We start from the raw sequence: 11,569 nt of genomic DNA, 5'->3' as shown, positions 1-11,569 counted from the left end.
CACAGGACCTACCGCGGAACGCAACCGATAAGAAAGAGAGAGGAAACAAGAGATGGATTATAAGAAAGCCTGGAAATACTCCAACCGGCTGACCGTGCTGGCGGTCTTCATCGTCATGCTGGGCGGCTACTTTGCCACCCGCTCCCAGATCCTGTTCTGGGGACTGGTGGGACTGGCGGTGGTGCTGGCGGCAGCCGGCTTTGTGGTGCACTTCAAGTGGTGCCGCTGTCCCCACTGCGGGGACCGGCTGCGGGTGACCGACTGGCTGATGCGTATGCCCAAGATGTGCCCGAAATGCCACAAGGAACTGAATTAACGAAAGGAACAGAAGGATATGGGCTTTTTTGATAAGATCAAGGCGGGCCTGACCCGCACAAAGGATAATATCTCCAACATCGGCCACTCCTTCGACCAGCTCTTTGCAGGGGAGCTGGACGATGACTTCTATGATGAGCTGGAGGAGACCCTCATCCTCTCCGACATGGGAGTGGAGACCGCCATGAAGGCGGTGGAGGAGCTGCGCCGCCGGGCCAAAGCGGAGAAGATCAAGAACGCCGAGGAGGGCCGGGAGTGCCTGCGCGCCATCCTCACGGAGTTTTTGGAGGTGGGGGACCTCTCCCTCAAGCTGGATACCAAGCCGTCGGTGGCCCTGTTCATCGGGGTGAACGGCGTGGGCAAGACCACCACCATTGGCAAGCTCTCGGCCCACCTGAAGGGAGAGGGCCGGCGGGTGCTCATGGCCGCCGCCGACACCTTCCGGGCGGCCGCCGCCGACCAGCTGGAGATCTGGTCCCAGCGCTGCGGGGTGGACATTGTCCGCCAGCACGAGGGGGCCGACCCGGCGGCAGTGGTCTTTGACGCACTCTCGGCGGCCAAGGCCAGAGGAACCGACGTGGTGCTGGTGGACACCGCCGGCCGGCTCCACAACAAGCAGAATCTGATGAACGAGCTCAACAAGATCAGCCGCATTCTGGACCGGGAGCTGCCGGGCGCCGACCGGGAGACCCTGCTGGTGCTGGACGCCACCACCGGGCAGAACGGGCTCATCCAGGCCAAGCAGTTCAAGGAGGCCGCCGGGATCACCGGCATCGTCCTCACCAAGCTGGACGGCTCGGCCAAGGGCGGCATCGTCATCGCCATCGCCCAGGAGCTGGGCGTGCCCGTCAAGTTCATCGGCGTGGGCGAGGGCATCGACGACCTGATGCCCTTTGAGCCCGCCGAGTTTGTGAAGGCATTCGTATAAAAGGGACCATTCGGAACAAACGGCCGCCCCGGCGGCCCACAGTCAGGAGGTTTTATACCATGGAAAGAATCGACGGCCGCCGCCCGGACCAGCTCCGGCCGGTGGAGATCATTCCCGGCATCAACCGGTTTGCGGAGGGCTCCTGCCTGATCCGCTGCGGCAACACCCATGTGCTGTGCACCGCCAGTGTGGAGGACCGCACCCCGCCCCACGTCCCCGAGGGGGAGGGTTGGGTGACCGCGGAGTACTCCATGCTCCCCCGGGCCAACCGGGAGCGCTCCAAGCGGGACATCGCCAAGCTCAAGCTCTCTCCCCGTTCGGCGGAGATCCAGCGGCTCATCGGCCGGGCGCTCCGGGCCGTGGTGGACCGCAAGGCCCTGGGCGAGCGCTCCATCACCGTGGACTGCGATGTGCTCCAGGGAGACGGCGGCACCCGTACCGCCTCGGTCACCGGCGGATTTGTGGCCCTGGCCCTGGCCTGCCGGAAGCTGATGGAGGAGGGCGTGCTGGAGCAGATGCCCCTGCGGGGCTATGTGGCGGCGGTCTCGGCCGGGATCGTGGGGGACACCCCCCTGCTGGACCTGTGCTATGAGGAGGACTCCTCCGCCCAGGTGGACCTGAACTGCGTCATGGACGGCAGCGGCCGCCTCATCGAGATCCAGGGCACCGGCGAGGGCCGCCCCTTCACCATCGAGGAGCAGCGCGCCCTGGTGGACCTGTGCGGCAAGGGCATTCAGGAGCTCCAGAAGCTCCAGGCCGACATCGTGGGGGTGCTGTGAGATGAAAATGGTATTAGCCAGCAAGAACCCCAAAAAGCTCCTGGAATTGCAGGCCATCCTCTCCGCCCAGGGGATCGAGGTGGTGCTGGAGTCCCAGGTGGGCATCGACGTGGACGTGGAGGAGACCGGCACTACCTTTGAGGAGAACGCCTTCCTCAAAGCCCATGCGGTGATGGAGGCCAGCGGACTTCCCGCCGTGGCCGACGACTCGGGCCTGTGCGTGGACGCCCTGAACGGCGCTCCCGGGGTCTACTCCGCCCGGTACGGCGGGCCGGGGCTGGACGACGTGGGCCGCTACCGGCTCCTGCTGGAGAACATGCGGGGCCAGCTGGACCGGCGGTGCCGGTTCGTCTCGGCCATCTGCTGCTGCTTCCCCAACGGGGACCGGGTGGAGGCCCGGGGCGAGTGCCCGGGCACCCTGGCCTATGCCCCCAAGGGGAGCGACGGCTTCGGCTATGACCCCATTTTCTTCCTGCCCGAGCGGAAAAAGACCTTTGCCGAGCTGACGGCGGAGGAGAAGAACGCCATCTCCCACCGGGGCAGGGCGCTGGAGGCCTTTGGCGAGAAGCTCAAGGCCTACCTGGAAGGCTGAACAACAAATCAAACACAAAGGAGATAGAACATTGGATCTGACAAGCAAGCAGCGGGCCCAGCTTCGGGGCCTGGCCAACAGCATCGACACCATCGTACAGGTGGGCAAGGACGGCATCGGGGAGAACCTGCTCAAGCAGGTCAACGACGCCCTGGAGGCCCGGGAGCTCATCAAGGGCCGGGTGCTGGAGAACTCCATGCTCTCCCCCCGGGAGGCCGCCGAGGAGCTGGCCGTCAAGGCCCGGGCCGAGGTGGTGCAGGTCATCGGTACCAAATTTGTCCTCTACCGGAAGAGCCACCGCAAGGATCTGAAAAACCCCATCGTGCTGGTGAAGGACACCAAAAAGCGGGGATAAACAATTAGGCCGGAATCCCGGCGCGGAAAGGGTGCGGTATGATGAAAATCGGTATTTACGGAGGAACCTTCAATCCGCCACATCTGGGCCATATGGCAGCGGCCCGCTTCGCCATGGACGCCCTGGGCCTGGACAAGCTGCTCTTTGTCCCGGCGGCCCTCCCGCCCCATAAGACGCTGCCGGAGGGGACGCCCCCTGCGGCGGAACGTCTTGCCATGACCGAATTGATGGCGGACAATCTCCTGCGCCCCGGACAGGTGGAGGTGGACGACCTGGAGCTCCACCGGACGGGGAAGAGCTATTCCTCCGACACCATCCGGGCGCTCCATGAGCGCTATCCGGAGGATGAGCTGTGGTTCCTCATGGGGACCGATATGTTCCTCACCCTCCAGAACTGGCACGAGCCGGAGGTCATCCTGCGCTACGCGGGGGTGGCGGCCTTTGCCCGCACCCAGTCCGACTGCGGGGAGATGCTGGAGATCCAGAGCAAGTATCTCCACGACACCTACGGCGCGCGGGTGTGCACCGTGCAGCTGCCCGAGATCGTGGAGGTCTCCTCCACCGAGCTGCGGGGTATGCTGGCCCGGGGAGAGGGGGGGACCTATCTGTGTCCCGCTGTGTACGGCTATATCCTGATGCACGGGCTGTACGGCACCCACGCGGATCTGACCAGGCTCACCGACGAGCAGCTGCGGGCCTGCTCCTATTCCATGGTACGGGCTAAGCGGATCCGGCACATCCGCGGGACGGAGGAGGAGGCGGTGCGCCTGGCCCTCCACTGGGGCGCGGATGCGGAGCTGGCCCGCAAAGCGGGCATCCTCCATGACTGCACGAAATATTTGGAGTTGGACGAGCAGTTGCATTTATGCGCGAAATATGGTATCGTTTTGGACGAATTGGAGCGGCGCGCGGTCAAGCTGCTCCACTCCAAGACCGGCGCGGCCATCGCCCGGGAGGTCTTCGGCATGCCGCAGGAGGTGTATGACGCCATCTACTGGCATACCACCGGCAAGGGGAATATGACCCTGCTGGAGAAGATCCTCTACGTGGCCGACTATATGGAGCCAAACCGGGATTTTGAGGGAGTGGAGCGGCTAAGGGAGCTGGCTTACAGCGACCTGGACGCCGCGGTGCTCCTGGGGTGTGAAATGAGCATCCAGGATATGGAGGAGCGGGGACAGCCCGTCCACTTCCGTACCCAGGAGGCCTATGATTGGTTGCGGAACAGAAAGCGAGACTAGACGGAATGGAAACAGATAAGAGAGAACACCGGCGGGGCGGCGCGCGGCTGCAGCATACTGCCTCCGGTCCCAGCAGGAAAGAGCCGGGCAAGCCCCGGAAAAACCGGTCCAAAGGGCCGAAAAAGCCATGGAAGCAGCTCAGAACGCAGGAGAAGGTCCTCCGGGTCCTTCTGATCGTGGCCGCGGTGCTGGCCGCGGTGCTGCTGGCAGCCTTCCTCTTTCTGCACTTCTTTATTCAAAAGCCCACGCTCCCCACGGAGCCCAAGGTCCCCATGCCGCAGGAGAGCGGGGAGCTGCTGGCCACAGACCGGCCCGGCCGCACCTCCGCCGACCGGAAGGAGGATTTCTTCACCTTCCTGGTGATCGGCCGGGATACCGGCGGCGGCGGCAACACCGATACCCTCATGCTGGCGGCCTACGATGTGCCCAATCAGAAGCTCAATGTCATGAGCATCCCCCGCGACACCATGGTCAATGTGCCCTGGGATATTAAAAAGATCAATTCGGTCTATAATTTCTACGGCGGCGGGGATGAGGGCATCCAGGCCCTGTACAAGGAGATCAGCCAGCTGGTGGGCTTTGTCCCCGACTACGAGGTCATCGTGGAGTGGGAGGCCGTGGGCGAGCTGGTGGATGCCCTGGGCGGCGTGTATTTCGACGTCCCCATCGACATGAACTATGACGATCCCACCCAGGACCTGCACATCCACATCAACAAGGGCTATCAGAAGCTCAACGGCGAGCAGGCCATGGGCGTGGTCCGCTACCGCCACGACAATATGGTCAACGGCAAGATGAAGGGCTACCCCAACGGGGACCTGGGCCGGATCGAGACCCAGCAGGCCTTCCTCACCGCCGTGGTGGAGCAGTGCCTCCAGATCCAGAACGTGACCCGCATCAATGAGCTGGCCAAGGTCTTTACCAAGAATGTGACCACCGACCTCACCGTCAACAACCTGGCGTGGTTTGCCCAGCAGGCCATTTTCGGCGGCTTGCAGATGGAGAACGTGAACTTCTGCACCATGCCCAACCAGGGAGAGATGGTGTGGAGCCGCAGCTACCACAACTACCAGTCCTATGTGACCCCCATTGAGGACGAGCTGGTGGATCTGGTCAACGAGTGCTTCAATCCCTATAAGGAAGATCTGGACCCCAGTGAGCTGGACATCATGAGCGTGGACGACAACGGCCGCCTCCATTCCACCACCGGACGGGTGGAGGACACCAAGGCCAACAGCTCCGGCGGCGGAAGTTCCTCTTCCAGCAGCCAGAGCGGGAGCAGTACCTCCAAGCCCTCCAGCACGCCCAAGCCCTCTGCGACCCCCAAGCCCGAGGTGACGGCCACTCCGACAACCAAGCCCAGCGAGGCCCCCACCGAGAGCGCGCAGCCCTCTCAGCCGGTGGAGAGCGCGACCCCCGCGCCCAGCACCCCGGTTGAGACAACTACCCCGGCGCCCAGCGCAGAACCCACTCCGGCGCCGACGGCCGCTCCCACGGCAGCGCCCACCGCTCCGCCCGCAGATGGCGGCGGAGAGGTCGTGCTCCCGCCCGAGGCGGTCAGTTAATCCACAAAAGAGAAAAAAGGAGAATCGTCTATGACGCCCAAAGAACTTGCGTTGGCCGCGGTCAAGGCCCTGGACAGCAAAAAGGGCCAGGACATCAAGGTCCTGGAGACCGGACACCTGACCACCCTGGCCGACTATTTTGTCCTGTGTACCGCCACCTCCACCACGCAGGTCAAGGCCCTGGCCGACACCTGTGAGAAGATGCTCAAGGATCAGGGGGAGATGCCCCACCATGTGGAAGGCCACCGGGACGGCGGCTGGATCCTGCTGGACTTCTCCTCCGTGGTGATCCATGTGTTCATGGAGGAGTCCCGGAAGTTTTATGATCTGGAGCGGCTCTGGTCCGATGCCACCGAGGTGGACATCAGCGACATCGTGCTGCCCAACGGCTAAAGAAAACGCCCCATCTCCGCATCGGAGATGGGGCGTTTTTGTGTACGGAGGAGCTCAGACCTCCTCGTCCGGAGTATCCTCCCCGTGGGGGTCGTCATAGACCTGGACCTCGTCCGGGGAGAGGATGCCCTGCCGGACATAGTAGTCCCCGATGGCGGCCTTGATGGCCTGTTCGGCCAGTACGGAGCAGTGCATCTTGTGCAGGGGGAGTCCGCCGAGGGCCTGGGCCACCTGGTCGTTGGTCAGGGTGAAGGCCTGCTCCACCGTGCGGCCTTTGATGAGCTCGGTGGCCATGGAGCTGGTGGCCACAGCGGCGCCGCAGCCAAAGACCTTGAATTTGGCGTCGGTGATGATGCCGTCCTCCACCCGCAGGGTGATCTGCATGATGTCGCCGCACTTGGGGTTTCCGGCCACGCCGACCGCGTCGGCATGCTCGATGGTGCCCAGATTGCGGGGATGATAAAAATGGTCCATGACCTGATCGGTATACATAGCAGGATCCTTTCCGGGCGCCCACAGGCGCACCAAACAGTTTAAAAGTCCTAATATGAATTATAAGAAGCAGGGTGGGAAAAGTCAAGACAGGGGCTTTTCATTGACGAACGGTTCGGGGAATGGTATAGTGGACAAAAAGCGGCATATTCTGCGAAGGGAAGGGCCGCACAGAAACCTGCTCCCGCCGGAATGGAGGGGCAGGAAAGGAGAACGTATGGATAAAAAATTACTTCGGAGCATTCTTCTCATCATCACCTATACCGTGTTGCTGGTGCTGGTGGTCATCAAGTTTGATGAGCTGATGCGGCTGTTTTCCTATCTGGTGGGGCTGCTCAAGCCGGTCTATATCGGGTTTGCGCTGGCCTTTATCCTCAACCGGCCCTGTCAGGCCCTTTACCGGCTCTATCACCGAGGGCTTGGCCGCACCAGAGCCGACGGACTCAGCCGCCCCCTGGCGGTGGCCTCCTCCTATGTGCTGCTGATCGCGGTGGTGACCGTCATCACCTCTTTCATCACGCCCAAGGTGGTGGAGAGCATCCAGATCTTTGCCTCGAACCTGAGCGGATACCTCTATAATCTGCAAAAGATATGCTGGGAACTCTCTCAGTATCTGCATCTGGAGAATCTGGCCCAGAGTCTGCCCAACATTCCCCAGCTCAGCACCTATCTGAAGGACATCCTGGATAACCTGGCTCAGGGACTGAGCAGCACCCTGCTGGGCGTGGTCTCCCTGACCAGCAGCCTGATCTCTATGGTGGTGACCGGCGTACTCTCCATCATTTTCTCCATCTACATGCTGGGCGGCCGGGAGAAGCTGCTGCCCCAGTGCCGGCGGCTGCTCCAGGCCTACACCCGGCCCCGCACGTCGGCGGCGGTGCTGGATGTGGTCCATCTGACGGCGGACACCTTCACGAATTTTGTCACCGGACAGCTCATCGAGGCCTGCATCCTGGGCGGTCTGTGCGCCGGGGGAATGCTCTTCATCCAGGCCGATTATGCCCCCCTGGTGGGCGTCATCATCGGCGTCTCCGCCCTCATTCCGGTGGCGGGCGCCTATATCGGGGCCATTCTGGCGGCCTTTCTGCTGGTGATGGTCTCTCCCCTCAAGGCCCTTATTTTCCTGATTTTCCTGTCCATCCTCCAGCAGATCGAGGGCAACGTCATCTATCCCCGGGTGGTGGGCACCTCCATCGGCCTGCCCGGCATCTGGGTGCTGACGGCGGTCACGGTGGGCGGCGGTCTCTTCGGCCTGCCGGGCGTGCTCCTCAGCGTTCCCGTGGCCTCGGTGCTCTATGCGCTGCTGAAAAAGGATGTGCGCAAGCGCCTCGCCGAAAGACATGATCTGTGATACACCCATTTCCCGGTCCAGTCGGACCGGGAAATTTTTTTGGAAAGACCGGTAACCTTTTCACGCCATAGGCCGTGTTATGAGTAGAAGGGCCAGGAGGTGACGGTCAACTGCGCGGGGGATCTGTTCCGCGCTCCGTGGCGCAGGCACAGCCGCCCGCTGGATGACGCGGATGGCCTCACCGCCCCGGAGCGGGAGGAGAGCGGCGTGCTGGACGCGGTGCTCTCCCTGCCCGAGCGGTACCGGGCGGTGGTGCACCCTGCAATACTGGTACATCCCCATCGGCTCCGAGGATACCGCTGGGCCGGGACACTGGCTGGAGCAATTGCCGAAATAGAGACAGAAAGCGCCGCTCCCGGACTGCTGTGATGGTCCGGGAGCGGCGCAGTTTGTGGAAAAGATCAGTCGTCGACCTGGAAATCCGGGTCAGCGGGACTTCCGGGCAGAAGTTCCAGCGAGAAGGATCCGCTGGTCTCATAGGCAGCCAGGACCACCCGGGTCTCCCCGGCAGGGAGCGTGAGGGTATTGTCCCCCGGCTCCAGATCGGTGAGGCCGCCCTCCGGATCGGAGAGGACCAGACGGTAGCCGGTACCAGGGTCCTCCACCGTATAGCGCAGGGTACAGGTCCCACCCTCCGGCAGGGAGAGGGTGCCCAGGGTGTCCCACCCGGTCATGGAGTGCCACTGAGCGGCATAGCCGCCGGGTAGGGTGTGGCCCATCCAAAAGGTCTGGCGATAGGAGCTGCTTCCCCCGCGCAGGTCCTCATCGGTAATATCGGCAAGACTGTGGATCGGATGGAATCCAAAGCTGTGGAGAAGGAAAAACAGGAGAGCCGCCGCAGCTGCCAGCAAAACCGCCGGCACGGCCAGAGCAATCACAAGGGCGTGGACTGAGATGCCCCGTTTTTTCATATGGGACCACCTCCTTTTGCCTCATTTTAGCATGGAGGGACGGATCAGGCAAGAAAAACACCCGCTCCGCCCGCTTTTGACGGGAGCCCCTTGCAATCCCGGCACTTTTTCGGTATAATAAAACAGATTCCGTAAAAAGCCGGTCCAAGGGCGTCAGCTGGGGCCGGAACCGATATTTTCTAGGAAAGCGTGATAGCGTTGAAGTACGATTTCGCATCCATTGAGCCCAAGTGGCAAAAGAAGTGGCAGGAGGCCGGCGTCTACAAGACGCCCGACCACAGCGACAAGCCCAAGTTCTACGCCCTGGTGGAGTTCCCCTATCCCTCCGGACAGGGCCTGCACGTGGGCCATGCCCGCCCCTACACCGCCATGGACGTGGTGGCCCGCAAGCGGCGCATGGACGGCTATAACGTTCTCTTCCCCATGGGTTACGATGCCTTCGGCCTGCCCACCGAGAACTATGCCATCAAGAACCACATCCACCCCGCCAAGGTGACCCACGACAACATCGAGAATTTCCGCAAGCAGCTCCAGATGCTGGGCTACTCCTTCGACTGGGACCGGGAGGTCAACACTACCGACCCCAGCTACTACAAGTGGACCCAGTGGATCTTCCTCCAGCTGTGGAAGAAGGGCCTGGCCTACAAGACCACCATGCCCGTGAACTGGTGCACCTCCTGTAAGTGCGTCCTGGCCAATGAGGAAGTGGTGGAGGGCGTGTGCGAGCGCTGCGGCTCCCCCGTCATCCGCAAGGAGAAGAGCCAGTGGATGCTCAAGATCACCGAGTACGCCCAGCGCCTCATCGACGATCTGGACGGACTGGACTTCATCGAGCGGGTCAAGACCCAGCAGAAGAACTGGATCGGCCGCTCCACCGGCGCGGAGGTCACCTTCAAGGCCACCACCGGGGAGGAGATCGTGGTCTTTACCACCCGTCCCGACACTCTCTTCGGCGCCACCTATATGGTGCTCTCCCCTGAGCATGCCCTGGTGAAGAAGTGGCTGGAGAACGGCACCCTCACCAACGCCGCCGAGGTGAAGGACTACCAGGCGGCCGCCGCCTCCAAGTCCGATCTGGAGCGCACCGAGCTCAACAAGGAAAAGACCGGCGTGTGCCTGGCCGGCGTGAAGGGCGTCAACCCGGTCAACGGGAAGGAGATCCCCATTTTCATCTCCGACTACGTCCTCTCCACCTACGGCACCGGCGCCATCATGGCCGTGCCCGCCCACGACGACCGCGACTGGGAGTTTGCCAAGAAGTTCGGCTGTGAGATCATCGAGGTGGTCTCCGGCGGCGAGGACGTGCAGAAGGCCGCCTTCACCGCCAAGGACGAGACCGGCATCCTGGTCAACTCCGAGTTCCTCAACGGCATGACCGTGAAGGACGCCATCCCCGTCATCACCAAGTGGCTGGAGGAGAAGGGCATCGGCCACGCCAAGGTCAACTTCAAGCTGCGCGACTGGGTCTTCTCCCGTCAGCGCTACTGGGGCGAGCCCATTCCCATGGTCTACTGTGAGAAGTGCGGCTGGCAGCCCATTCCCGAGGACCAGCTCCCCCTGCTCCTGCCCGACGTGGAGAGCTATGAGCCCACCGACGACGGCGAGAGCCCCCTCAGCAAGATGACCGACTGGGTCAGCACCACCTGCCCCTGCTGCGGCGGTCCCGCCCGGCGGGAGACCGACACCATGCCCCAGTGGGCCGGTTCCTCCTGGTATTTCCTGCGCTATATGGACCCCCACAACGACAAGGCTCTGGCCTCGCCCGAGGCCCTGAAGTACTGGTCCCCCGTGGACTGGTACAACGGCGGCATGGAGCACACCACCCTGCACCTGCTCTACTCCCGCTTCTGGCACAAGTTCCTCTACGACATCGGTGTGGTGCCCACCAAGGAGCCCTATCAGAAGCGCACCAGCCACGGCATGATCCTGGGCGAGGGCGGAGAGAAGATGTCCAAGTCCCGCGGCAACGTCATCAACCCCAACGACGTGGTGGCCCAGTACGGCGCCGACACCATGCGCCTGTATATCATGTTCATCGGCGACTTTGAGAAGGCCGCCGCCTGGAGCGACAACGCCGTCAAGGGCTGCAAGCGCTTCCTGGACCGGGTGTGGAACCTGGCCGAGCAGTGCGCCGACTCCATGGAGTACTCCAGCGCCAACGAGAGCGCCATCCACAAGGCCATCAAGAAGGTCTCCGCCGACATTGAAGCCATGAAGTTCAACACCGCCATCGCCGCCCTCATGGCGCTGGTCAACGACTTCTATCAGAACGGCTGCTCCAAGGGCGACCTGAGCGCCCTGCTGCTCATGCTCTCTCCCTTTGCCCCCCACATGGTGGAGGAGATGTGGGAGAACCTGGGCCTGGCCAAGGAGCGCGGCATGGCCTGCACCCAGAGCTGGCCCACCTACGACGAGAGCAAGACCGTGGCCAGCGAGGTCACCATGGCCGTGCAGGTCTCCGGCAAGCTCCGCGGCACCATCACCGTTCCCATGGACAGCGGGGAGGAGGCCGTGGTGGCCGCCGCCCTGGCCGATCCCAAGGTGCAGAAGTTTGTGGAGGGCAAGCAGATCGTCAAGACCATCCTGGTGCCCAACAAGCTGGTCAACCTGATCGCGAAGTAAGACGGCGCCCCGGTCTGAGCAGGAT

Annotated in this window: 13 protein-coding genes; 11 read left to right on the top strand and 2 right to left on the bottom strand. The window is 62.7% G+C overall.

Going from position 1 to position 11,569, the window contains the following annotated elements:
* The first annotated feature begins 52 nt into the window (after positions 1–52).
* From H8S34_RS02220 to rsfS, 8 genes are read left to right on the top strand one after another with little or no spacing between them, the layout of a single operon-like run.
* Positions 53–316, top strand: a complete 264-nt coding sequence (locus tag H8S34_RS02220) for a hypothetical protein (protein ID WP_101693736.1) — start codon at positions 53–55, stop codon at positions 314–316.
* Between the two features lie 18 nt (positions 317–334).
* Positions 335–1,243, top strand: coding sequence for a signal recognition particle-docking protein FtsY (gene ftsY / locus H8S34_RS02215; RefSeq protein WP_186962909.1), 909 nt, complete (start codon positions 335–337; stop codon positions 1,241–1,243).
* A 59-nt stretch (positions 1,244–1,302) separates the two neighbouring features.
* Positions 1,303–2,022, top strand: a complete 720-nt coding sequence (rph, locus tag H8S34_RS02210; RefSeq protein WP_101693734.1) for a ribonuclease PH — start codon at positions 1,303–1,305, stop codon at positions 2,020–2,022.
* A gap of 1 nt (position 2,023) precedes the next feature.
* Positions 2,024–2,614: an RdgB/HAM1 family non-canonical purine NTP pyrophosphatase gene (rdgB, locus tag H8S34_RS02205; RefSeq protein ID WP_186962908.1), complete on the top strand. Its 591-nt coding sequence runs from the start codon at positions 2,024–2,026 to the stop codon at positions 2,612–2,614.
* A gap of 31 nt (positions 2,615–2,645) precedes the next feature.
* Positions 2,646–2,969 (top strand): ribosome assembly RNA-binding protein YhbY, encoded by a 324-nt coding sequence (gene yhbY, locus H8S34_RS02200; protein WP_101693732.1) that lies wholly within the window; start codon positions 2,646–2,648, stop codon positions 2,967–2,969.
* Between the two features lie 38 nt (positions 2,970–3,007).
* Complete coding sequence (gene nadD / locus H8S34_RS02195) at positions 3,008–4,210, top strand: nicotinate (nicotinamide) nucleotide adenylyltransferase (protein WP_235964160.1); 1,203 nt, start codon at positions 3,008–3,010, stop codon at positions 4,208–4,210.
* Positions 4,211–4,215: 5 nt separating this feature from the next.
* Positions 4,216–5,775: an LCP family protein gene (locus H8S34_RS02190; protein ID WP_186962907.1), complete on the top strand. Its 1,560-nt coding sequence runs from the start codon at positions 4,216–4,218 to the stop codon at positions 5,773–5,775.
* A 30-nt stretch (positions 5,776–5,805) separates the two neighbouring features.
* Positions 5,806–6,168, top strand: a complete 363-nt coding sequence (rsfS, locus tag H8S34_RS02185) for a ribosome silencing factor (RefSeq protein WP_101693730.1) — start codon at positions 5,806–5,808, stop codon at positions 6,166–6,168.
* A 54-nt stretch (positions 6,169–6,222) separates the two neighbouring features.
* On the opposite strand, the gene H8S34_RS02180 is transcribed toward rsfS, so the two are convergent.
* Positions 6,223–6,660: an iron-sulfur cluster assembly scaffold protein gene (locus H8S34_RS02180; protein WP_101693729.1), complete on the bottom strand. Its 438-nt coding sequence runs from the start codon at positions 6,658–6,660 to the stop codon at positions 6,223–6,225.
* A gap of 217 nt (positions 6,661–6,877) precedes the next feature.
* Here H8S34_RS02180 and H8S34_RS02175 point away from each other — a divergent pair, with 217 nt between their 5' ends.
* Complete coding sequence (locus H8S34_RS02175; protein WP_186962906.1) at positions 6,878–8,011, top strand: AI-2E family transporter; 1,134 nt, start codon at positions 6,878–6,880, stop codon at positions 8,009–8,011.
* A gap of 99 nt (positions 8,012–8,110) precedes the next feature.
* Positions 8,111–8,380: a hypothetical protein gene (locus H8S34_RS02170; RefSeq protein WP_186962905.1), complete on the top strand. Its 270-nt coding sequence runs from the start codon at positions 8,111–8,113 to the stop codon at positions 8,378–8,380.
* A 32-nt stretch (positions 8,381–8,412) separates the two neighbouring features.
* On the opposite strand, the gene H8S34_RS02165 is transcribed toward H8S34_RS02170, so the two are convergent.
* On the bottom strand, positions 8,413–8,922 hold the full coding sequence (locus H8S34_RS02165) for a hypothetical protein (protein WP_186962904.1): 510 nt from the start codon (positions 8,920–8,922) through the stop codon (positions 8,413–8,415).
* A gap of 198 nt (positions 8,923–9,120) precedes the next feature.
* On the opposite strand from H8S34_RS02165, the gene leuS reads away from it, so the two are divergent.
* Positions 9,121–11,544 (top strand): leucine--tRNA ligase, encoded by a 2,424-nt coding sequence (leuS, locus tag H8S34_RS02160; protein ID WP_101693724.1) that lies wholly within the window; start codon positions 9,121–9,123, stop codon positions 11,542–11,544.
* Positions 11,545–11,569: the final 25 nt, after the last annotated feature.

This window comes from Pseudoflavonifractor hominis (assembly GCF_014288125.1).
Classification (GTDB): Bacteria; Bacillota; Clostridia; order Oscillospirales; family Oscillospiraceae; genus Pseudoflavonifractor_A; species Pseudoflavonifractor_A gallinarum.
Note: the sequence above shows the minus strand (reverse complement) of the source record. Positions and strands in the feature narration are given on the sequence as shown.

What these genes read in the sequence shown, in the direction of transcription:
- H8S34_RS02220 (WP_101693736.1), top strand. Translation starts at nt 53, where the DNA reads ATGGATTATAAGAAAGCCTGGAAATACTCCAACCGGCTGACCGTGCTG.
- ftsY (WP_186962909.1), top strand. Translation starts at nt 335, where the DNA reads ATGGGCTTTTTTGATAAGATCAAGGCGGGCCTGACCCGCACAAAGGAT.
- rph (WP_101693734.1), top strand. Translation starts at nt 1,303, where the DNA reads ATGGAAAGAATCGACGGCCGCCGCCCGGACCAGCTCCGGCCGGTGGAG.
- rdgB (WP_186962908.1), top strand. Translation starts at nt 2,024, where the DNA reads ATGAAAATGGTATTAGCCAGCAAGAACCCCAAAAAGCTCCTGGAATTG.
- nadD (WP_235964160.1), top strand. Translation starts at nt 3,008, where the DNA reads ATGATGAAAATCGGTATTTACGGAGGAACCTTCAATCCGCCACATCTG.
- H8S34_RS02190 (WP_186962907.1), top strand. Translation starts at nt 4,216, where the DNA reads ATGGAAACAGATAAGAGAGAACACCGGCGGGGCGGCGCGCGGCTGCAG.
- rsfS (WP_101693730.1), top strand. Translation starts at nt 5,806, where the DNA reads ATGACGCCCAAAGAACTTGCGTTGGCCGCGGTCAAGGCCCTGGACAGC.
- H8S34_RS02180 (WP_101693729.1), bottom strand. Translation starts at nt 6,660, where the DNA reads ATGTATACCGATCAGGTCATGGACCATTTTTATCATCCCCGCAATCTG.
- H8S34_RS02175 (WP_186962906.1), top strand. Translation starts at nt 6,878, where the DNA reads ATGGATAAAAAATTACTTCGGAGCATTCTTCTCATCATCACCTATACC.
- H8S34_RS02165 (WP_186962904.1), bottom strand. Translation starts at nt 8,922, where the DNA reads ATGAAAAAACGGGGCATCTCAGTCCACGCCCTTGTGATTGCTCTGGCC.